The following is a 22,040-nucleotide window of genomic DNA, read 5'->3' on the forward strand; positions in this document are numbered from 1 at the left end:
CGTGACGCTGTTGTCTGTTGTGGTTGCGCCTCATGAATCGGTGCCGGGCGCTGTGGCTCCTGGGCGTCTCGCTCCTGCTTCCTCTTGAAGCCTCCGCGGACCAGACTCCACCATCCAATCTCTTACTCGAGCGGATCCAACTGAGCGATGCCGCACGGGTGTCCGGGTCCGGGGCCATTCCCTATTCCATTGCCACGCCGGTGCTCCATACCTCATTTCGTGCTACCTCCTTCGTTCCTCCGACGACTTCGACCAGGCTCAAGGACCTGGTTCCGGATTCCGAGCGGCCGCAGACCAAAGGGATTGCCGCGGCCTCCACGTTTTTGAAGGGACAGTTTTCCTTGGAAGGCGAGGTTGCCAACAATGCCACCAACGATGCCGGCATGCCGGCCCGTATCGACCAGCGCGACGACGGGACGAGGCGCATGGTGCGTATGGCCATGACGGGGATGACGGGGGCGTTCCGCTACGGCGTCACTTACCGTTCGGCGGGGCGAGCCTTCTTCAATTCGCCCGATCAAACGGTGCGCGAAATGTGGGGGGAATATGCCCTCGGGTTTGCGAAGGTACGGAGCTCGGCCGGACAGACCTGGAATAATGTGGACTTGGATCCCAGCCGGGCGCGGATCCAACAGACGTTTCACCGCATCGGTCTGGCAGTCACCAAACCGGCCTGGCCGGAACTGAGCGTCACCTACGCCCGCAGCTCGCTGGCCAGCACGTTCGACCCGATGGGGACCGTGCCGCAGCGCAGCCAGAGCAACAGCATGGAAGCGGCGCTCGCCTACAGCGGTCTGACGTGGAACGCCAAACTATCCTCCAGTTATATCCTGACGAGCGATGCGGCTCGTGGGGGTGCCCACACGACTGCGTTGGCTCAAACCTTCACAGCCGTGTATCGGCCGATCAATACCCTGACCCTGACGCCGACCCTCAGTTACAGAACGGAGACGCAAAGTTGGTCGGGAGCGAAGATTCAGACGCCGATGGCCTCCTTGTCCGTGCTGTATAAACAGAGTCAGCGGTTGTTGGTAAGTGCGATGGGAGGATACACGAGCAGCAGGTCGAGTGATCGGCTGACGACTCTGGAGAGTGTCGTTGGAAAAGGCATGTTCGCTTTCTCGCTCGAGCCAATCTACGGCCACCCGACCACGATCTCCCTCGAAGCCTCCTACAGCAATACGACCAATCGTGCGGTCTCGGGGCTCGATAGCGAAGACCTGTCAGGCCTCCTGCGGATCCTGGTCGCCTCACTCTGACCGATCGGAATCCTGATCCGCCTAAGCTCCTTCGGTAGAGGCTCCCGTCGCCGTCAATCGTTTGATCTGTGACGGCGTGAGCACGATTCGCTCACCTGCCGACAGCCCTTCCAGAACCGTTACCTGGCTGCCCACGACCCCTTCGATGACCACCGCCCGCTCTTCATACCGGTCCTGATCGTGTCGGACGATGACCCACTGTTTTCCGGATCGTTCGACGACGGCCTGTCTGGGAATCATGAATGTCGGGCCGCCGCCCCGGCCCGCAAGCATCAGGCGAGCGAACATTTCCGGCTTGAGCCGACCGCTGTCGTTGGAGACCGATGCCCGGATTTTGATGGTGCGGGTGGCCGGATCGACCACGTCCCCGATGACGGCAATGGCGGCGGGGAAGGTCAGGCCCGGGTAGGCTTCGACCGTCATGTCGGCGATGGAACCGACGCGGATGCCGGAAAGATCGCGTTCATACACGTCGGCGATGACTTGAAGGCGCCTGAGATCGGCAACCGTGAACAGCGGGCTGGCCGTGTCTGGTCCCACCATCTGTCCCGGCGTGACGTTCCGCTCGACCACCGTGCCTGTTAAGGGACTGCGCAGGGCGAAGCGTGAGGTGATTTGTTGTTGGTCGAGCGGCTTGCTGAGTTCCTCCGCCGGCACGCGAAGGGATAATAACCGCTCCTTGGCCTGCTTGAACTCGGCGCGTTCGCGGTTCAGGTCGTTCTCCGCATGCTCCAGATCTTTCCGGGACATGGCCTGCGCATCGTAGAGATCCTTCGTCAGCTCATAATTGCGTTCGGCGAGACCGAGTTCCGAGATTTCCTCGACGTAGGCCGCATAGGCCTTGGCGATATCGGCGGCATCGATGACCATAAGGATGTCACCCGCCTTCACCGTCTGGCCCAGTTTCACCCGCACATCCAGCACCGGCCCCTCCAGGGGGGACGAGATTCGGGAGAACCCGTCTTCCGCATAGGTGACGCGGGCGGAGAGGGTCAGGTTCGGATGGTCTGCGGCGGCTTGGACCAGCAGTGTTGGAATCTCGGCCGTCGGCGTAGGGTGCGCGTCGGCGCCGGTCGGGGCCGTGGGAGATGAATCGGGCTGTGTACAGGCCGCAAGGGCACAACCGAAGACGATTGGGCCGAGATGCCGGAGGAGAGCGTGATTCATGGTGAAGCCAACCAACCGTAGAGGTGTTGTGTTCATTACAGCACCGTGCTCTTTGGGCTGTCAACGAGGTCGGACTGGAGAAGGTGGAGAGTGCGGTTGGGGACGAGGCGATTCACGCTCCGCTCAGCAGAGTTCGATCCTGGCTCCACGGTCCACGTGAAGTCGGTCTGCGGCGCGGCCCTCTTTCAGAAACACTTCCAGGTACCCATTGCTGTTGATCAAGGCCTGCGGGTGGTCCGCAGACCCGTCACTGTAAGTCCTCACGAGACCGTCGATGGTCAAGCCTCCGATGCGGATGTAGGGCTCCGATCGCTTCGTCACACCCCGCACCTCTTTCACATGATAGGGCGTGAGGTTCGTAATGAGGTTGCCGAAGCGATCGATGTACATGATCTGGCCGGCCATCACATGTTTGTCCCAAGCCGGTTCGGATGAGGCGAGCCGTTCGTAGCTGGGGGTCAGGCGGCCGAACGAACCGAGCGGTTGGTTCTTCGTCAGCCAGGCTGCGGCTGGGGCGAACAGGTCACGGCCGTCAAAGGTGGCGCCTTCGGAGTCCAAACGGTACTGCCGATTCTCGATCTGCCTGACTTCGACGGCGCTTTCCTCTTGGTAAATGTGGGTGAAGATACCGTTGTCGGGGCCGATAAAAAAATAGCGCGATGACGACAGCAGCAGCGGTCGCCTGGTCCCGCCGACGCCAGGATCGACTACGGCGATGTGGATGGTGCCGTCCGGGAAATATCGGTAACAGGACTTCAAGAGGTAGGCGGCGTCCGCGACATCATGCGGGGTGACCTGGTGGGACAGGTCGACGATGTGTGCCTGCGGGTTGATGTTCAAGATGACGCCCTTCATGCTGGCCACGAAGTAATCGCGGTCGCCGAAGTCCGTCAAGAGGGTGATGAGGGGAATCGCCGCGGGCATGGATCACACCCTACAACTCATCGAAGCGGATTTCGATGACTTCATACTCCACCACACGAGCAGGTGTGATCACTTCCACCAGATCCCCGACCCGTTTACCGATGAGGGCTCGACCGACCGGCGACTGCACCGAAATACGTGCCTGTTTCAAATCGGCTTCGTCTTGTCCGACCAGCGTGTACTGTTTCCGTTCCTGGGCTTCCTGCTCGATCAGGACGACGGTAGCCCCGAAGACCACGGTCTCACTCGTGCGGCCGGCCGTGTCGATGATGCGGGCGTCGGCCAGTTTGCCCTTCAATTCGGCCAATCTGGCTTCGATGAAGCCCTGGCGTTCTTTGGCCGCGTCGTATTCCGCGTTCTCGCTGAGGTCGCCGTGTGCGCGGGCTTCCGCGATCGCCTCGATTACCCGCGGCCGCTCGACCTTGTGCAGACGATCCAATTCAGCCTTCAGCGCTTCGTATCCTTTTCTCGTGATCGGTGTCGGCATGCCTCCCTCCCGATGACCATCCTTCACTGCACCCGGTGATACTCCTGCAAGGCGCGAATGGCAAGCCCCTTTTTGAGCAGGGCTTCAATGCCCATCACCGCGGCCAGTGCTCCCCGCATGGTGGTGTAGTAGGGCACGCCCTTGTGCAAGGCTTCCCGTCGAATGGAGAGGGAGTCGGTCTGCGCCGACGCCGTACGCACGGTATTGACCACCAGGGCCACCTCCCCGTTCTTGATGTGATCGACCACGTGCGGTCGACCTTCCTGAACTTTGTTGACCACGTCGACCGTGAGCCCCTGCTCGCTCAAGTAGAGCGCCGTCCCCGAGGTGGCCGTGATGCGGAATCCCAAGGCGGCCAACCGTCGCGCAACATCATGGGCTCCCGCACGATCATCGCTTTTCACGCTGATGAAGGCCGTCCCCGCCGTGGGCAGGATGGCACCCGCGCCGGCCTGGGATTTCACAAAGGCCCAGCCGAAGTCGCTGTCGATGCCCATCACCTCCCCGGTCGATTTCATCTCGGGGCCCAGCAGCACATCGACCCCCGCGAATTTCGTGAAGGGAAAAACCGCCTCCTTCACCGAAAGGTGGGTCGGGGTCGGCGCCTGCACGAAGTTCAACTGCTGCAGCGATTTCCCGACCATCACCTTCATGGCGAGCTTGGCCAACGGGACGCCGATGGCTTTGCTGACGAAGGGCACGGTGCGTGAGCCGCGCGGGTTCACCTCCAGTACGTAGATCGTGCGATCCTTCACGGCAAATTGCGCATTCATCAGTCCGATGACGCCGAGTTCCAGCGCCAACGCCGTCATCTGCCGGCGAATCTCTTCGATCAGGGCGGCATCGAGCGTATAGGGCGGCAGCGAGCAGGCCGAGTCTCCCGAATGGACCCCTGCTTCTTCGATATGCTCCATGATTCCGGCGACCACGACGTTCTTGCCGTCGGAGATGGCATCGGCGTCGATCTCAATGGCGTCCCGCAGATACTTGTCGATCAGGACCGGATGTTTATCCGACGCCTTGACGGCCGTGCCCATATAGGCCAGCAATCCGGCCTCGTCATAGACGATCTGCATGGCGCGCCCGCCGAGTACGTAGGAAGGCCGCACCATGACGGGGTAGGTGATGGCGTCGGCGATGCGGACGGCCTCTTCGACCGAACGCGCCATGCCGCTTTCAGCCTGGCGCAGGCCGAGTTTGTCGAGCAGTTCGCGGAATCGCTCGCGATCCTCGGCGCGGTCGATGGCATCCGGGCTGGTCCCGAGAATGGTCACCCCTGCTCGGGAGAGTGAAAGGGCCAACTTCAACGGTGTTTGTCCGCCGAACTGCAGGACTACACCGATGGGGCGCTCGCGCTCCACGATGTTCAGCACGTCTTCTTCCGTGAGCGGTTCGAAGTACAGGCGGTCGGAAGTGTCGTAGTCGGTGCTGACCGTTTCGGGGTTGCAGTTGACCATGATGGTCTCGATGCCCTCTTCCCGCAAGGCCATGGCGGCGTGCACGCAGCAGTAATCGAATTCGATCCCCTGTCCGATGCGGTTGGGCCCGCCCCCCAGAATCACGACTTTTTTCCGGGCGGTCGGGCGCGCTTCGCATTCCTGTTCGTAGGTGGAGTAGAGGTACGGCGTATGGGCCTCGAATTCCGCGGCGCAGGTATCGACGCGTTTGTAGGTCACGGACCGAGGTTGTGGCGCCTGTCCCAAGGCCAGTCGCCAGTTCCGAACCGTCCCCTGTTCGACCCCGAGGAGTTGAGCCAAACGGACGTCCGAAAACCCCCGTTCCTTGGCCTCGGCGAGCAGCACCTGGTTCAGCCCCGTCCCGCCGATCCGTCCCCGTTCGGCAACGATGCGCTGTTCGAAGGTCACGATGTCGCGGATCTGGTCGAGGAACCAGGGATCGATCTTGGTGAGGGCGAAGAGTTCCTCATTGCCCATGCCGAGCCGCATGCCGTCGGCCAGTCGCCACAAGCGATCCGGCAGCGGCGTGCGCACGGCCTTACGCACCTGTTCCATCGCCTCTTCGCGATTCAGGCTCGACGGCACCTCCAGATCCAGCCCCATCTTCGATGCGAATCCGAATTGGTCGACCTCCATGGACCGGATGGCCTTTTGGAGCGATTCCTTGAAGGTGCGTCCGATGGCCATGACCTCGCCCACCGATTTCATCTGCGTCGTCAGCGTGGGATCGGCACCGGGGAATTTCTGGAAGGCGAAGCGGGGGATCTTGACCACCACGTAATCGATGGTCGGTTCGAACGAGGCTTTCGTGACACCGGTGATGTCATTGGTGATTTCGTCGAGGGTATAACCGACGGCCAATTTCGCCGCGATCTTGGCGATGGGAAATCCTGTCGCTTTGGAGGCCAGCGCCGAGCTGCGGGACACTCGCGGATTCATTTCGATGACGACCATCTCGCCGTTGGCGGGGTTCATGCCGAACTGGATGTTGGCGCCGCCGGTGTCCACGCCGATCTCTCGGATGATACGGACGGCCGCATCCCGCAGCATTTGGTATTCCTTGTCGGTCAACGTGAGGGCCGGGGCCACGGTGATGCTGTCGCCCGTATGGATGCCCATGGGGTCCAGGTTCTCGATGGGACAGACGATGACGACGTTGTCCTTGAGATCGCGCATGACCTCGAGCTCGAACTCTTTCCAGCCGATGACCGACTGTTCGATGAGCACCTGGCGCACGGGGCTCATCGCCAACCCCCACTCCACTTGCGTCCTGAACTCTTCGATGTTGTACGCGATGTTGCCGCCGGTGCCGCCCATGGTGAAGGAGGGCCGGACGATCGCAGGAAACTGGATGCGTTTCACCTGTTCTTCCGCCTCGAACAAGGACGTGGCCACACCGCTGTCGGGGACCCGTAGGCCGATTTTCCACATGGCTTGCCGGAACGCGTCGCGATCCTCGGCCTTGTGGATGGCCTCGATGGAAGCGCCGATCAGTTTGACGCCGTATTTGTTGAGCACGCTGCGCTTGGCCAGGCCGATCGCCGTGTTGAGCGCCGTCTGGCCGCCCATCGTCGGCAAGAGCGCATCCGGCCGCTCGCACTCGATGACCTTCTCCACCACGTCCAAGGTGATCGGCTCGATATAGGTGCGGTCGGCAAAATCCGGATCCGTCATGATCGTCGCCGGATTGCTGTTGATCAGGATGACGCGGTAGCCCTCTTCTTTGAGGGCCTTGCAGGCCTGGGTGCCCGAATAGTCAAATTCGCAGGCTTGGCCGATGACGATGGGGCCGGAGCCGATCAAGAGTATGGAACGGATGTCAGTCCTTCGTGGCACGATTGACCTCGAGCAAATGGATGTTAGCCGGTCGGCAGGGGCGCCTCGGGCATGGGGCCCACCGGGGGGCGGTAGGGTTGGATCGGACCGATCGGTTGCACCGGACTCTGCCCCGGCGGATGGTAGTGCTTCAAGGCCTCCGGAATCCAGGCTTCGATCTGTTTGATTCGGGTGACGTCCGAGGGGTGCGTCGAGAGAAATTCCGGGATCGCCTGCTGCGAGCGAAAGCAGAGTTTGTTGATCATCGCGCGCGGGCAGCCGCTCATCCGTTCCCAGAAGGCCACGGCTTCACGCGGGTCGTAGCCGGCTTCGGCCATCAGGCGCAGGCCGATGTAATCCGCCTCCGATTCCTGGCGGCGGTCGAACGGCAGCGATACGCCGACTCCATAGACGGTCATGGCGGCCATGGCCGCATCCGGCCGTCCTGCGGCGGCCCCCGCGCCCAGGGCGGCCAGTTGCCCGATCTGCTCCAGAATCCCGCGACTCATCCGTTCCGCTCCATGGCGTTGTAACGCGTGCGCCACCTCATGCCCCATGACGGTGGCGAGGCCGTCCTCGTTCTTGGTAACTTTGAGAATGCCTGTAAACACCGCCACTTTCCCTCCCGGCAGGGCGAAGGCGTTGACGGTGCGGTCGTCCTGAATGACGGCGAACTCCCATTGGTACTCCGGCTTGTTGGCTGCCTTTGCGATGCGGTTGCCGACGCGGTGCACCATCTCGTTGAGTTCCACATTGTTGGTCAAGGGCGCCTGGCGCAACACCTCCCGAAAGGCCGAGAGGCCCATCGCCATTTCCTTTTCCTCGGAAATGTATATGAACTGGTCGCGAGCAGTCCCCGGAGCCCGCTGGCAGCCGGCGAGCGACTGCAGGAGGCCCGTCACCGCGCCCAAGCCGGTCAGGGTCGGCAGGGCGGCGGCTGCGCGAGCACCCAAGGCCAGCAGCGCGCGGCGACCCATGCGGCTGTTCAGCCACGTGTCGATGGAGGAAGTCGGTGATGAGGGCGTCATCATCCTTCCATTCAATCAGTCTCAGGCCCATGATGCAACTCACGCCGTCACGGCATCCAGAGATACATGAACTGGGGCGATCCTCCGCGTACCAGCGTGAGGAGGTCCAGGTTGGCGAGCGAGCCGATCGTGGCTCCCGGTCCGGCCAAGCGGGAGTACACGTTGTTCTGGTATTCTCCAGGCCGCCTATAGGTGACGACTCGTGCTTCAGCGAGGCCCGCTTTCTGCTTGGCCAGTTCGATCGCATCATCCAAGTACCCGATCTCATCGACGAGCCCCGCGGCCTTCGCCTGCTCACCGGAGTAGATCCGCCCGTCCGCCAGCTTTCTGACCTGGTCGGCGGACAGGCCCGGCCGTCCCTCCTGCACGACCTGCAGGAACCGCTGATAAAAGGCATCGATCACGCTTTGAAAGATGGTACGCTCCTCCGGCAACATGGCGCGAAACGGCGAGCCCATGTCCTTGCGCGGACCTGACGTGACGGCGTTCGTTTCGACCCCCACCTTCTCCAACAGACCTTTGGCGTTGACCGTCATCATAATGACTCCGATACTGCCCGTGACGGAGGATGGATGGGCGAAGACGGCATCTGCCACGGAGGCGATGTAGTAGCCTCCCGACGCGCCCACGTCCATGATCGACGCCACCACAGGGACTTTTCGCGCGGCCTTGAAGGTCTTCACCTCGTGGTACAGGATGTCGGACGCCGTTACGGTGCCGCCGGGGCTGTTGATGCGCAACACGACCGCTTTCACGCGCTCATCCTTGGCGGCCCGCTCCAGTTCCTCTTTCACGGTCGCCAACATCCCTGGCGAGGAGTAGAAGCCATCCTTGTTCTCGGAACTGATCACGCCCGACAAATCGATTAAGAGGACCTTATCCTTGCCCGTTCCGCTCACCTTATGTTCTTCGAGGGCGCCGGGTCCGGGCGGGAGGTTGATCGTCACGCAGGCGGTCTGCAGCAAGGCTGCCAGCAAAACAGCGCCCGCGGTTGAGAAGTGCCAAGTGCTACGCATGCTGGGTCTCCATTAAGGTGACGAATTGCTCGAACAGATAGGCGGAGTCGTGTGGGCCGGGTGAAGCCTCGGGATGATACTGGACGGAAAAGACCGGTTGATCGAGGCAGACTAAGCCCTCGACCGATTCGTCGTTGAGACTGGTGTGGCTGAGTTGCACACGGCCGAATGGTGTATCTGTCAAGGCCAGGTCGCCCGCCCCACCCGCTCGTGATGCGGGGAACCGCACGGCGAAATTATGGTTCTGCGAGGTGATCTCGACCTTTCTCGTCCGGAGGTCGATCACGGGGTGGTTCGCTCCGTGATGGCCGAACTTCAGCTTGTAGGTGGAAAAGCCCAGCGCCAACCCCAGCAATTGATGGCCCAAGCAAATGCCGAAGATCGGCAGCCGACCGATGAGTTCCCGCAACGCGGCCATCGCATAGGGCACCCCTTCGGGATCACCCGGACCGTTCGAGAGAAAGAGGCCGTCGGGTTTGAGGGCCAGCACCGCCTTGGCCGGTGTGGAGGCCGGCACCACCGTGACGTCGCAGCCGACATCCACCAAACGCCGCAAAATATTCTGTTTCACCCCGAAATCGTAGGCCACGACTCGCCAGCGCTTCCGCGGCTCCTGTGCGGCACCGACTTTCGGCAGGTCCAGCTTGGGGGCCCAGTCGCCTGTGCCGTGGGTCCATTGATAGGGGGTCTCGCAGGTGACCGTTGCGGCAAGGTCTCGCCCGATGATGCTCGGGGCCTGGCGGGCCTTCTCGGCCACGCGACGAGGGTCCAGGTCGAGATGGGAGATCACGCCCTGTTGGGCACCTTTCTCGCGTAGGTGTCTGGTGAGCGCCCTCGTGTCGATGCCCTCGATCGCGACGATGTTGGCCTGCTGTAAATATTCCTGTAACGTGGCCTTACTGCGCCAATTGCTCGCGAGCCGGCTGGATTCCTTGACGATAAACCCCTCGGCCCACACGCGCCGGGATTCCACGTCTTCGGGCGTGACGCCGTAGTTGCCGATGTGGGGGCAGGTCATCGTGACGATCTGGCCGCGGTAAGAGGGGTCGGTCAAGACTTCCTGGTAGCCGGTCATGGCCGTGTTGAACACGACCTCCCCGCCGGTTTCTCCTTCCGCCCCCAAGGCCCGCCCTTCGAACCAGGTTCCATCGGCGAGCGCGAGAATCGCTTTCTTCACCATTACTCCTTCACAGGGATCCAGGATCGTACCCGCACGGTCAGTAGCGCGATACCGAGTCCCACATTCAAGATATACAGAATCCGCATCGGTTTATGCAGCTGGAAGAACGCTTCGAATGCGGCCTTCCTCGCTTCTTCCCCCTTGGAGGCAAACGCCTGCGCCTGCAAAGCGGCCGCCTGGGGGTGCAGGACGAAGGTAATGATTCCGGCAATGACCAACATCGCTCCCAATAGGAGCCATTCAGTCCGGGGCACGTCGTTCGATATCTGCCCTTGGCGCACCAACCAAGCCCGCCAGAGAAGGCCTGCGGTCAAGGCGGCGGCTGTTCCCAGGATCAGGCGGTTGTAGCCTTCGAAGGCGCGGGTCAGGAAAAACCCGCCGGTATCCTGTCCACCGAAGGTATTGAACACGGCGGGGATCACGGCCGCTACCAATACCACGAGGCCGCCGATCCAGATCCCCAAGGCCAATAATTCGAGCGTGACACAGGCGATCAACCCTTGCCGCACGCTCGCCGCCCCTTCACGCAAGCTGTGGCTCCCTGCCGCCGATTCTGTTCTCGTATCACATTCGTCTCGCCAGAAAGCGTCAGGGCTACGCGCGGGGCGCCGGGCGCTCCAGATCGAAGACTACTCGTCCGCCTACAATCGTGGTGGTCACCTGCCCCTTCACCTTCCAGCCGGCGAAGGGCGTATTGCGGCTCTTCGAACGGAAGCGTGCGGGATCCACCTCCCACTGCGTCTTGGGATCGACGATCGCGACGTCCGCGGGCGCACCGACCGCCAGGGTGCCGGCCGGGAGGCTGAAGGCCTTGGCCGGCGCGGTCGCTAGTTTCTCCACCGCCCCTTCCAGCGACAGGACTCCCTCCTCCACGAGGGCCAGGGTCAAGGGCAGCGCCGTTTCCAAGCCGACGATTCCGAACGGCGCCTCGGTAAACTGCTGCTGCTTTTCTTGGGACGCATGGGGGGCGTGGTCCGTCGCGATGACGTCGATCGTCCCGTCGCGAAGCCCATCCTTGATGGCCTGCACATCCTGCCAGGTGCGCAGGGGGGGATTCATCTTGGCGAGCGTATTGTATCCACGGGTGACCTCCTCGGTCAGGGTGAAGTGGTGCGGACAGGCTTCCGCCGTCACCCGCAGCCCGCGCGATTTGGCTTCCCGGACCATGCGAACCGACCCCGCCGTGCTGATGTGGGCTAGGTGGAGGCGGGCGCCGGTCAGCTCGGTCAGCGAGACGTTGCGCGCGACCATCACATCCTCCGCCGCGGATGGAATGCCGGGCAGCCCCAATTCGGTCGAAATCAGCCCCTCATTCATGCAGCCCCCTTCTGAGAGGTGCAGATCCTCGCAATGATCGACCACGGGGATATCAAAGGCTCGCGCATATTCCATGGCACGGCGCATGACCAGACTGTTCATCACCGGCCGGCCGTCGTCCGAAATGGCGATACAGCCCGCCCGACGCAGGTCGCCGATTTCCGCCAGCTCTTTCCCTTCGGAGCCCTTGGTGATGGCCCCGATCGGGTACAGTCTGGCCGTTCCCGCCGCTTTGGCCCGTTCGAGCATGAATTCGGTAATCGATTGGTTGTCGTTCACCGGGTTGGTGTTCGGCATGGCGCAAACGGACGTAAAGCCGCCGGCGACGGCGGCCGCGGTGCCGGATTGAATCGTTTCCTTGTACTCGAAGCCCGGCTCGCGGAAATGGACATGGAGGTCCACAAAGCCGGGAAGGACCAATCGACCGGCGGCCTGAATGACCGTCGCTCCGGCCGGCGTGGGAAGCGTCGGCGCCACGGCCGAAATTTTGCCGTTCTCGATCAGGACATCACCGATGCCGTTGAACCGTCCCGGATCGATCACCTGCCCGCCTTTGATCAACAGTGCCATTGCCTACCTATCGTGCGTAAGAGGTGAATGAAGCGCCCGATCAGTTGCCCGCTCCGGACATGAGGTACAGGATACCCATGCGGACGGCGACGCCGTTGGCGACTTGATCGAGAATGACGGATGACAGGCTGTCCGCCACGTCCGGGGCGATTTCGACGCCGCGGTTGATCGGCCCGGGGTGCATGACGATGGCTCCCGGTTCCGCCAGCTTGACCCGCTCGCCGGTCAATCCGTACTGCGTCGCATATTCGCGAATCGTCGGGAAGAGGGCTCGCCCCTGCCGTTCCAACTGCAGTCTTAACATCATGATCACGTGGACGCCGCGCAAGGCTTCGTCCAGGTTCGAATAGACCCGGACACCGAGCTGATCGATGTGCAGCGGAATCATCGTGGGCGGTCCCACGACTCGCACTTCGGCGCCGAGCTTTGTGAGGGCAAAGATGTTCGATCGAGCGACGCGGCTGTGGGCGACATCCCCCACGATGGCTACACGAAGGGCTGCGAAGTCCATCCCCCGGGTCCGAATGGTATAGAGGTCCAGCAGGGCTTGCGTGGGGTGTTCGTGCCAGCCGTCTCCGGCGTTGATGACGGATGATTTGACGCCCCGGGCCAGCGTTTCCGCCGCGCCGGCGGAGGAATGTCGGAGTACGATGATGTCCGCCTGCATGGCCTCGATGTTGCGGGCGGTATCCAGCAGGGTTTCGCCCTTGACCACGCTGCTGGACGAAGGAGAAAAATTGATGACATCGGCGCTGAGGCGTTTGGCTGCCAGCTCAAACGAGGTTCTTGTTCTCGTGCTCGGCTCGAAAAACAAATTCACCACCGTCTTGCCCCGCAGGGCCGGCACCTTCTTGATTTCCCGGCCGGTGACTTCCTTGAAGGAGTCCGCGGTCTCGAGAATGAGGTTGATGTCTTCCGGCGACAGGAGGGTGAGGCTGAGGAGATCTTTTCGTTTAAGGCCCACAGTGCTGTCCTCGATTATCCCCTGACGATGACCACGCGATCTTCTTCTCCGCTCTCTTCGAGTGAGACATGAATCGCCTCATCCCGCGAGGTGGGAATGTTCTTTCCGATGTAATTGGCCTTGATCGGGAGCTGCCGGTGGCCGCGGTCGACCAACACCGCCAGCTGGATTTCGGCCGGTCGTCCCAGATCGATCAGTCCATCCATGGCGGCGCGGATGGTCCGGCCGGTAAAGAGTACGTCATCGACCAACACGACCTTCAGGTCTGAGATTTTGAACGGGACCGACGTCTTGCGCAGCACCGGCTGATCCTTCCGGAGCGCCAGATCATCCCGGTATAGCGTGATGTCCAGTTCGCCGATCGGAATCTGGGTGCCTTCTATGTCATGAATGCGGCGGACCAGCCGGTGTGCCAAATGGACGCCGCCGGTCCGAATGCCGACGAGAGCCAAATCTTTGGTGCCCTTGTTGCGTTCCAAGATTTCATGGGCGATGCGCGTGACGGCGCGGGCGATGTCGCCGGCGTCCATCACGATGCGTTCTTGGGGTTTGCCCTGTGTTGTGTCAGTCGTCATCGTTCCCTGCCTGGCGCGAGGCATAAAAAAACCTCCCCACCCCACCGGATGAGAAGGTCGTGACTGTCGGGCGGCTCGCTGCCGTGCATCATCATGAGCTCCTTACCCACCTCACAGGATGAGCATTAAAGGCTGCGGGATCTTAGCGAGTTGAAACGACCCTGTCAAGAATCCGACAGGGCGTCCAATCTTGAAACGGGGTTGAGCCCTTCATTCATTGACTCCCTGCATGCCTTTTGTTAGCTTCTGGCCGAGAGAACCGGCTCATCCAACTCAACTGTCCACCTCATCCGTTTTTCGTGAATCGTGAAAGGATCGCGCATGACTTCCCCGACGAGTCCGGCGACGCCGGAATTGCTGACCGCCCTGGCCGATAAGGCCGCTCAACTCCGCATCGACAGTGTCAAAGCAACCAGTGAAGCCGGCAGCGGCCATCCGTCCAGTTGCTGTTCGTCTGCCGACATCGCGGCGGCCTTGTTTTTCTCGGTGATGCGGTACGACCCCCACAACCCGAAGTTGCCGAACAGCGATCGCTTCGTTCTCTCCAAGGGCCATGCGGCTCCCCTGCTTTATGCCGCCTGGGCGGAAGCCGGGTTGTTTCCGGCGTCCGACCTGCTGAAACTGCGCACACTCGGATCCGATCTCGAAGGCCATCCTACCCCGCGTTTGCCCTTCGTGGATATGGCCACCGGTTCGCTGGGCCAAGGGTTGCCCGCCGGAGTCGGCCTTGCATTCAACGCCAAGTCCATCGATAAGACCGATTACCGCACCTATGTGTTGATGGGAGACGGCGAGTCCGTCGAGGGCTCGGTGTGGGAGGCGGCTGAAGTGGCCCGACATGCCGGTCTCGACAATCTCTGCGCCATCGTGGATGTGAACCGCTTGGGGCAAAGCGATCCCACCATGCTGCAGCACGACATGGAAGCCTACCGTGCCCGCTGGTCCGGATTCGGCTGGCATGCCATCGTTGTCGACGGGCATGACATCGCCGCCCTGCTTTCTGCCTTCGATGAAGCGTCGCGGACCAAGGGGCGCCCGACCGTGCTCCTCGCCAAGACCTTCAAGGGGCGCGGGATCTCCTTCATGGAAAACCATCCGGAATGGCACGGCAAACCCATCAAGAAGGGCGAGGACGAACAGAAAGCACTGGACGAGTTGGCGAAGCAACGAAAGCCCGGAGCGGTCGCGCTGCAGGTCGCCAAACCGACGTCCGTGAAGGCCGCAGCTCCGTCCGCCGGAACGATGGCACCTCCTCCCTACAAGGTTGGGGAATCGGTTGCGACCCGCGAAGCCTTTGGCGCGGCACTCCTGGCGCTGGGCGAGGCGAATCCTTCCGTCGTGGCCCTCGACGCCGACGTGAAGAACTCGACGTACAGCGACAAATTCGGCAAGCGCTTTCCTGATCGGTTTTTGGAGAACTTCATCGCCGAACAAAATATGTTGGGCGCAGCCGCCGGAATCGCGGCTTGCGGGAAGATTCCATTCGTGGCCACCTTTGCCGCCTTTTTCACACGCGCCTATGACTTCATCCGCATGGCCGCCATCAGCCAGTCGAACGTGAAGCTGGTCGGCACACACGTGGGGGTCAGTATCGGCGAAGACGGTCCCTCGCAGATGGGGCTCGAAGATTTGGCGATGATGTCGGCTCAGCCTGGCATGACGGTGTTGTATCCGTCCGACGGTGTGTCGATGTACAAGCTGGTTGAGATCGCCGCAGCCCACAAGGGGATGGTCTATCTGCGGGCCGGACGCCCGAAGACGCCGGTCCTGTATAATGGTGATGAGCCTTTCCGAGTCGGCGGCTCCAAGGTCCTGCGGCAAAGCGCCTCCGATCGGTTGACGATCGTTGCCGCCGGGGTCACGTTGTTTGAGGCGTTGAAGGCGCATGATCAATTGAAAGCGGCCGGTTTCGCGACGCGCGTCGTGGACCTCTATAGCATCGTGCCCGTCGATCGCGCGACGCTGCTCGAATGCGCACGAGCGACCGACGGCCGGTTCCTGACCGTGGAGGACCATTATGCTCACGGTGGCCTCGGCGACACGGTGCTGAGCGCGCTGGCCTCGGAAGGCGTGCGAGTTCGAAAGCTGGCCGTGCGCGAGATTCCCCGCAGCGGAAAGCCCGAGGAACTCATCGATCATTTTGGAATCGGAGTGCGCTCGATTGTCGAAGCAGCCAAAGAAATTCTCCGCTGAACAGCCCGATCAGGCCCTTCCGAGCGGGCTGAACCAGATTCCCCTGTTGAAGATTCTCAGTGCCCAGGATCGCCACAAGATCCTGGGCGAGCTGATCGAAACCCGCTATGGAAAGGGGCAGTATATTTTCCGGGAGGGGGATCCTACGGAGTATTTCCATATCCTCAAAGAGGGCACGGTCAAGTGCGTGAAGTCCTCTCCCGGCGGGAAGGAGTGCACGCTCAAGGTGCTGATGCCTGGGGATCTGTTTTGTTGTGATGCCGCGACGTTCGACGGGGCCTACCATCCGGGCACGGCTCGGCCCATGGGCGACGTCAGCGTGCTGCGGATGAGGAAAGAGGCCTATTTCGAGATCTTGCGGCAGAACCCAGCCGCCGCGATGGAGGTGATACGACATCTCGGCAACCGCTTGAATGAGGCACAGGAAAAGGCCAAGGTTCTCGCGTTGGATCGGGCGGATCAACGACTGGCTTCGTTGCTGGTTGATCTGGCCGAGCGGACGGGCGTGAAGGAGCCGAATGGCATTAAACTGGCTGTTCGACTCACCCGAGAGGACATGGCCGATATGGTGGGGATTACGACCGAGACCGCCATCCGCATCATGGCGCGATTCAAAAAAGATCGTCTAGTGTCCGGAACCGCTGCCCAGCTTATTGTTCGCGACCTTCCCAGGCTTAAGCTACTCGCTTCCACGTAGTTGTTCCCACGAGAGGCCGGTATTTTTTTAAAATATGATATTTGTCATATTTTATTGGTCATGCTCTGCCGTAAAGTGCGACAGTCGATCATCCTTCGAGCGCTCCGAGGGATGCCGATCGAAAGAGTAGTTTCAGCGGCGCTGATTCAACCATTAGGAGGCAGGCATGCAAGAGCAAACATGGCAGCACAATCACAGACGCCGTCGGTGCAAGACGGCGTCGCTATTGGGAGTGACGCTCGGGCTGGTGGCCGGAATGGCCTTCTCCGCCCAAGCCAAAACTCATGACGTCCAGATGACGGCGGTGGAAACGGATATCGTCATCGACGGTGGAGGGGAAAAGTATGCTGCCTGGACGTTCAACGGGCAGTTCCCTGGCCCGGTCGTGCGGGTGACGGAAGGCGACACCATCAATTTCACCTTGACCAACCCGGCCACCAACAAGAACCCGCACGCGATGGATTTCCATGCGGCGGAAATCGACTTCCTCAAGAACTATCGGGCGGTCAATGCCGGAGAATCGATCAGCTTCACCTTCGTCGCTAAGAAGCCGGGCGTCTTCTTTTACCATTGCGGGGCGCCCCCGATGATCCAACACGTCGCGCGCGGCATGTTCGGCGCGATCATCGTGGATCCGAAGGATGCCAAGGTTTGGCCAAAGGCGGATCGTGAGTATGTGCTGGTGCAGTCCGAGTATTATAAGAATCCGAACGATGTGCAGGCCATGTTCGACCGCAAGTATGACGGCATCATGTTCAACGGCGGCATCTTCAAGTACCATCCGTTTGTTACGGGCGGAGGGAAGCTCGATGCCAAGCCGGGTGAACGCGTCCGCATCTACTTCGTCAATGCAGGTCCCAACGAATTTTCCTCGTTCCACCCCATCGGGGAGATTTGGGACAATGTATATGAGAGTGGTAATCCCGCCAATAACTTGAAGGGTGTCCAGACCTATGTGGTCGGCCCAGGTAGCGCCGCGACGTTCGACGTCGTGGTGGAATCTGCCGGCGCCTACCCACTGGTCACTCATTCGCTGACGGGTGCCCTGCGAGGAGCCATTGCGGTTCTGTTGGCAGGACCGGATGCGAAGCCGGCTCCGTTGATGCCGATGGTGCCCTGGGAGTTGCCGACCTCGAAGACTGAGACCACACCCCCGCCAGGTCACTGACCGGCATGCGGGCCGGCCGCCCATGAGGACGGCCGGCCCCCTTTGGAGAAACCTCACTGTGATCCACACCCACGTGCAACGTTCATGGTTTCTGGGAGATGCCGATGCGGAATCTTGGGACGATATGGTGCTTCCTCCTTCTGCTGACCGGATGCCTCGTGGTTCCGGCCGCTGCCGAACCACGGTACGAGCGCACGGCACTGTCCTTGTCCGGACAAGACTGTGTTTCTCAACGCCCGTCTATCGGCGAGGCTTTGGCACGCATGCCCGGCGTGGTACGAGTCGATTTGGAAAGCGTATCCGACCACGCACTCATTGATGTGAAACCAGGGGAGGTGACGGCGGAACAACTTCGATCCGTTGTGGCCGAACGCCTGGTCCCTGACGCGAGTTGTCGGGTCGAAATCATGCGATCCTGTATCTCCACGGGCGGAGCCCCACCGACTCCCTGATAGGCACTTGCGCCCGTCCAGCGATTCGGACAGACTGAGACGTGTTCGCGCAATCTCGTCATGCAAACGACTGGCGTCATGGAATGGCAATGGGGCATCTTTGGGCCGTGCCTGCTCATGGCCGGCTGGGTGTCGCTCCTCGCTGTCCCGTCGGGTTCGGCCCAAGAAGCGGTCCTGGAATATCCCATCCGTCCGTTTAATGTCGATGTCATGTTGCGTCAGCAAACCTTCGCGCCGGATGACCGAGAGATCGGTGTGCAAGTCGGCGTGACGGCTGCGCGGTATGGTCACGTCGAAGTCCGGGCCATCTATCAATTCTTCAGCGTCCACACCCAGGAGTTTCGAACCGACCAGCACTCCTTGTTTCTGAACCCTCGCTGGAATAACTTCATCGACATCCTGGATTTCCCGAAGCATAGGCCCTTGAACCGGATGATCAGGCATCTGCTGTTCGGTCCGTTGGAGGACCGGGCCGTGCCCTATCTTGGGCTGCTAGGCGGGGGCGTCATGCCGGGGCCAGGGCATCGTGCTCCGGGACATTTGGTCGGCGGCCAGGTCGGCGTGCGTTTCCCGGTGGCCCGCAGTCTCTCGGTCGATATCGGCGTTCAGTTCACGCAGTACGGGGTGGATTTTCGCGGCGAGGCAGGGCAGGCGCAACAATGGGTCTTCTTGACCGGCGTTCGATTTTAAGGCGCGTTTCCAACCGGTGGCTTACCGGTCTGGCGGTGGTTCCGCTCTTGACCGGGTGCGGGTTACTCATCGACGCCGCCGAGCAGGTCTGGCCCGTGTCAGACAATGAAGTCGAAGCTATTTGTGTCCGAGAACGGGTGCAGGTCGGCTTGGCCATGGAGCCCTTTCGTCCCTTTGTGTTCCCCGCCATCTGGACGGATGAAGGGGCTCGGGTCACCGGCCTGGACGTCGAACTGGTCGGCGCCATGACCGACGAATTGTCCCGCCGTTGCGGCCGTTCGGTCACCCCTGTCCTTCATCTGGTGCGGTTTAGAGATCTGTTCCGGCTCCTGAACGAAGGGCATCTGGATTGGTTCGTTTCCGCCGTGGCGGCCAATGTTCCTTCGCCGCAGCGGGCCGGTGTGGCCTATTCGCTCCCCTATCTGTACGGCGGCGGCACCAGTGGGATCGCGAGAAATCGCGAGGTCCTCGATCGAGTGCGAGCGAATCTGATGCAACCGACTTTGCGGTCCGCTCCTGCGGAGGCGGCTTTTCCCACCCATGCATTGGATGGATTGACGGTGGCCGTGCAGGATGAAACCAGCGCGCACCACTATGCCGAGGCCAACCTGCGTTCCGCCCGCTTGGTCGTCTGCGATTCGCTTCCGGCGGCCTTCGAGTATGCCGACGCCGGATTGGAGCCACCCATTGATGTCATTCTCGGCGCGCAGCCGGTCTTGGAGTACATGGTGCATCGGGTTCGCAAGGACTGGATGCTCCTGACTCGTGATCAGGGCGCCCCCCTGTTGCTGACGAAGGCGAACTATGCGGTCGTGTTGGCCGAGGAGAGTTACCGATTGCGTTGGTTGGTGAACGATCTGTTGTTGAAGTTGGAGGAGTCAGGGCGGCTGCAAGACATGCGTATTCGCTGGCTGGAAGAGGAATACGCCTTTCCGCGACGGGCCTCGCTGGAGGGACTCCCGTTCGACGTGGAGAACATGGCGGCGCACTATACGCAGGGAGGCTGTCGAGTCAAATTCGGATCATGATGGCACAGGGGAGGATCAGCATGAAAAGGCCATGGGGAGTGATCCTGCTGGCGGTGGTGCTCGGTGTGGCGGCACAGCCGTCCCTGGGGATGGCGGTCGAACGGGCGGAGGCGGAAGAAACGTCCAGGCTCTTGGCGAAACTCCTGCAGTCCGGCCGCATCGTGATAGAGCGCAACCAGGCGCTGATCGACGATCCGCACAAGGGCGACAAAGGGCTGACGGCTGAGGTGTTCGAACAACAATTGGTCCAGGAGTTTCGAGCCAGGACCGGCATTGATCTCACGGCTTTGCGGACGGCTTCACCATCCATCGTGATTCCCCCCTTGGCGATGGAACTCTTGCCGGTGCTCGTCCAGGCCGGCAAAGAGGTCGTCCGTGAAGCCCAAGTGGTCATCAACCAGCGCGGGATCGGGTATAAGAATTTCATCCCCGCCACCTATGGCAGCCGAACCTCGGCCCGGTTCTCCAAGGCCTCGCATGTCCGGCTGAAACAGACGGCTCTCCAGCCGCGCAATCCCAAGAATGAGCCGGACGAGTACGAAGCATCTGTGTTGCAGTGGTTGTCGGCCAGGCCGCGCGCGGAGGCCTATGTCAGTGAATTGACCGAGGGGGGACAAACCTTGCGGGTCGTCATGCCGATCTATTATGCAAAGGACTGTTTATCCTGCCATGGGGAGCCGAAGGGGGATCTCGACATTTCCGGTTATCCCAAGGAAGGGCATAAGGAGGGCGATCTCGCCGGGGCGATCACCGTCACGACCCCGCTCACGCGCTAGGTCGGAAAGAGTCTTCCGTTCTCAGCCATGATTCGGCGCCACGAAGACCAGCACCTTCAATCGTTGAGCCGTGTGGTTCTTCACGCCATGTTCCTCGCCGGCCGGCGCCAGGGTACCTTGTCCCGTTGTTAAGGTCTGCCTCTGCTTGCCGACCTGGAACGTTCCCTCGCCTTCCAGCACGATGTAGACCTTGTCCTGCTCGCCGTGGATATGGCCCTTCTGCTCCTGACCGGGCTCGAAACAATAGATGTCGCAAAAGAACCTCGGGGTCTGGAAGAGGTTATTCTTTTTCATCTTCTCGCTAGTGAACTGCTGAAAATCAGAGAGGGAAATCACCTTCATGTCGCATGCTCCGCCGCTGTGGATGGATGGGATTCCTGTGGTGTCTGCAATCGTCGCACGATGCTGTCCGTTGAAATCAGGTGGCGTGACAGGCCCAAGTCCTGCGCCGGGATGCCCATGGCCAAGCCGAGCAATTGCGGCAGGTGGAGAATCGGCAGGTTCAGGGCCGTCCGGACCGCCTGCCCGGCCCGCTCCTGGTAAATGTCCAGGCTCATATGGCAGAGGGGGCAAGGCGTCACCATGAAGTCGGCGCCATGGTCACGGGCGTCTTTCATGTTGGTACCGGCCATGGCCACGGCGATGGCTTCCTTCTCCAAAATGATCGGGAACCCGCAACACTTCGTGCGCCCCGCATAGGCTACCGGCTCTCCACCGACCGCGCGGATGACCTTCTCCAACGAGCTGGGATTTTCGGGATCGTCGAATCCCAATTCCCAGGAGGGGCGAAGCATGTAGCACCCATAAAAGGGCGCGATTCGAAAGTCGCGAAACGAGGTCTGGACGTGGGTGCCGAGGCGGGTGAGCCCGATATCGCGGACCGCGATCCAGAGCAGGTGTTTGACCTGTATACCGCCGTGATACCGGATGCCGTCCTGTGCGAGGATGCGGTTGATTCGCTCGAGCGTCGCCGGTTCGGATTTCAGCCGCCGGTTGGCGGCACTCATGACCCCTTGACAGGTGCCGCAGATCGTCATCACGTCCAGTCCCAGCCGTTCGGCTTGGGCAAAGGTCCTGGCGTTCAGCGCCAGCGCCACGTCCGGATCCGCTTCGCCGATGACGCCGGCCCCGCAGCAGGAGGAGGCGGCCAATTCGACGACCTCAAGGCCCAATCGGCCGATGATGGCCATGGTGGATTGGTACAGCTCCGGCGTCGCGCCTTTGGCGGCGCAACCGGGATAAAGGGCAAACTTCAGCGGCATCGGCGTCACCTTACC

20 protein-coding genes are annotated in these 22,040 nt (G+C 61.3%); 7 read left to right on the top strand and 13 right to left on the bottom strand.

Going from position 1 to position 22,040, the window contains the following annotated elements; genetic code table 11:
• Window positions 1-32 precede the first annotated feature (32 nt).
• Window positions 33-1,259 (top strand): hypothetical protein, encoded by a 1,227-nt coding sequence (locus HRU82_00380; protein QOJ33497.1) that lies wholly within the window; start codon window positions 33-35, stop codon window positions 1,257-1,259.
• A 21-nt stretch (window positions 1,260-1,280) separates the two neighbouring features.
• Here HRU82_00380 and HRU82_00385 read toward each other — a convergent pair whose 3' ends face one another.
• The 11 genes from HRU82_00385 to pyrR all read right to left on the bottom strand — a co-directional run bounded on the left by HRU82_00385 (window position 1,281) and on the right by pyrR (window position 13,783).
• The gene (locus HRU82_00385; GenBank protein QOJ33498.1) at window positions 1,281-2,426 is read right to left on the bottom strand and encodes an efflux RND transporter periplasmic adaptor subunit; all 1,146 of its coding nucleotides are present in this window, start codon (window positions 2,424-2,426) and stop codon (window positions 1,281-1,283) included.
• Between the two features lie 123 nt (window positions 2,427-2,549).
• Window positions 2,550-3,350, bottom strand: coding sequence for an SAM-dependent chlorinase/fluorinase (locus HRU82_00390; protein QOJ33499.1), 801 nt, complete (start codon window positions 3,348-3,350; stop codon window positions 2,550-2,552).
• 10 nt (window positions 3,351-3,360) lie between these two features.
• Entirely contained in the window at window positions 3,361-3,837 is a 477-nt protein-coding gene (gene greA, locus HRU82_00395; GenBank protein QOJ33500.1) for a transcription elongation factor GreA, read from the bottom strand.
• Window positions 3,838-3,860: 23 nt separating this feature from the next.
• Window positions 3,861-7,130 carry a carbamoyl-phosphate synthase large subunit gene (gene carB / locus HRU82_00400; GenBank protein QOJ33501.1) on the bottom strand — a complete coding sequence of 1,090 codons (3,270 nt, stop codon included), beginning with the start codon at window positions 7,128-7,130 and terminating at the stop codon, window positions 3,861-3,863.
• A gap of 23 nt (window positions 7,131-7,153) precedes the next feature.
• A complete protein-coding gene (locus HRU82_00405; protein ID QOJ37062.1) occupies window positions 7,154-8,086 on the bottom strand; it encodes a M48 family metallopeptidase in 933 nt (310 codons plus the stop codon).
• Window positions 8,087-8,184: 98 nt separating this feature from the next.
• A complete protein-coding gene (gene sppA / locus HRU82_00410; protein ID QOJ33502.1) occupies window positions 8,185-9,153 on the bottom strand; it encodes a signal peptide peptidase SppA in 969 nt (322 codons plus the stop codon).
• The gene (gene carA, locus HRU82_00415; protein QOJ33503.1) at window positions 9,146-10,333 is read right to left on the bottom strand and encodes a glutamine-hydrolyzing carbamoyl-phosphate synthase small subunit; all 1,188 of its coding nucleotides are present in this window, start codon (window positions 10,331-10,333) and stop codon (window positions 9,146-9,148) included. Before carA ends, sppA begins: the two co-directional genes overlap by 8 nt.
• Window positions 10,333-10,863, bottom strand: a complete 531-nt coding sequence (locus HRU82_00420; protein ID QOJ33504.1) for a DUF4149 domain-containing protein — start codon at window positions 10,861-10,863, stop codon at window positions 10,333-10,335. Before HRU82_00420 ends, carA begins: the two co-directional genes overlap by 1 nt.
• A 64-nt stretch (window positions 10,864-10,927) precedes the next feature.
• On the bottom strand, window positions 10,928-12,220 hold the full coding sequence (locus HRU82_00425) for a dihydroorotase (protein ID QOJ33505.1): 1,293 nt from the start codon (window positions 12,218-12,220) through the stop codon (window positions 10,928-10,930).
• Between the two features lie 40 nt (window positions 12,221-12,260).
• Entirely contained in the window at window positions 12,261-13,184 is a 924-nt protein-coding gene (locus HRU82_00430; GenBank protein ID QOJ33506.1) for an aspartate carbamoyltransferase catalytic subunit, read from the bottom strand.
• Window positions 13,185-13,198: 14 nt separating this feature from the next.
• Window positions 13,199-13,783 carry a bifunctional pyr operon transcriptional regulator/uracil phosphoribosyltransferase PyrR gene (gene pyrR, locus HRU82_00435; GenBank protein QOJ33507.1) on the bottom strand — a complete coding sequence of 195 codons (585 nt, stop codon included), beginning with the start codon at window positions 13,781-13,783 and terminating at the stop codon, window positions 13,199-13,201.
• A 297-nt stretch (window positions 13,784-14,080) separates the two neighbouring features.
• On the opposite strand from pyrR, the gene HRU82_00440 reads away from it, so the two are divergent.
• The 6 genes from HRU82_00440 to HRU82_00465 all read left to right on the top strand — a co-directional run bounded on the left by HRU82_00440 (window position 14,081) and on the right by HRU82_00465 (window position 20,763).
• Window positions 14,081-15,952, top strand: coding sequence for a transketolase (locus HRU82_00440; protein ID QOJ33508.1), 1,872 nt, complete (start codon window positions 14,081-14,083; stop codon window positions 15,950-15,952).
• A complete protein-coding gene (locus tag HRU82_00445; GenBank protein QOJ33509.1) occupies window positions 15,921-16,649 on the top strand; it encodes a Crp/Fnr family transcriptional regulator in 729 nt (242 codons plus the stop codon). Before HRU82_00440 ends, HRU82_00445 begins: the two co-directional genes overlap by 32 nt.
• 166 nt (window positions 16,650-16,815) lie before the next feature.
• Window positions 16,816-17,817 carry a multicopper oxidase domain-containing protein gene (locus HRU82_00450; GenBank protein QOJ33510.1) on the top strand — a complete coding sequence of 334 codons (1,002 nt, stop codon included), beginning with the start codon at window positions 16,816-16,818 and terminating at the stop codon, window positions 17,815-17,817.
• Window positions 17,818-18,329: 512 nt separating this feature from the next.
• Complete coding sequence (locus tag HRU82_00455) at window positions 18,330-18,959, top strand: hypothetical protein (protein QOJ33511.1); 630 nt, start codon at window positions 18,330-18,332, stop codon at window positions 18,957-18,959.
• Window positions 18,929-19,987: a transporter substrate-binding domain-containing protein gene (locus tag HRU82_00460; GenBank protein ID QOJ33512.1), complete on the top strand. Its 1,059-nt coding sequence runs from the start codon at window positions 18,929-18,931 to the stop codon at window positions 19,985-19,987. Before HRU82_00455 ends, HRU82_00460 begins: the two co-directional genes overlap by 31 nt.
• Window positions 19,988-20,007: 20 nt before the next feature.
• Window positions 20,008-20,763, top strand: coding sequence for a DUF3365 domain-containing protein (locus tag HRU82_00465; protein QOJ33513.1), 756 nt, complete (start codon window positions 20,008-20,010; stop codon window positions 20,761-20,763).
• A gap of 21 nt (window positions 20,764-20,784) precedes the next feature.
• Here HRU82_00465 and HRU82_00470 read toward each other — a convergent pair whose 3' ends face one another.
• Window positions 20,785-21,105, bottom strand: a complete 321-nt coding sequence (locus HRU82_00470) for a cupin domain-containing protein (GenBank protein QOJ33514.1) — start codon at window positions 21,103-21,105, stop codon at window positions 20,785-20,787.
• Window positions 21,102-22,025 (bottom strand): CoB--CoM heterodisulfide reductase iron-sulfur subunit B family protein, encoded by a 924-nt coding sequence (locus tag HRU82_00475; protein ID QOJ33515.1) that lies wholly within the window; start codon window positions 22,023-22,025, stop codon window positions 21,102-21,104. The genes HRU82_00470 and HRU82_00475 overlap by 4 nt, the downstream gene beginning before the upstream one ends.
• Window positions 22,026-22,040: the final 15 nt, after the last annotated feature.

Origin of the sequence: Nitrospira sp., assembly GCA_015709715.1 — a bacterium.
Taxonomy (GTDB): domain Bacteria; phylum Nitrospirota; class Nitrospiria; order Nitrospirales; family Nitrospiraceae; genus Nitrospira_A.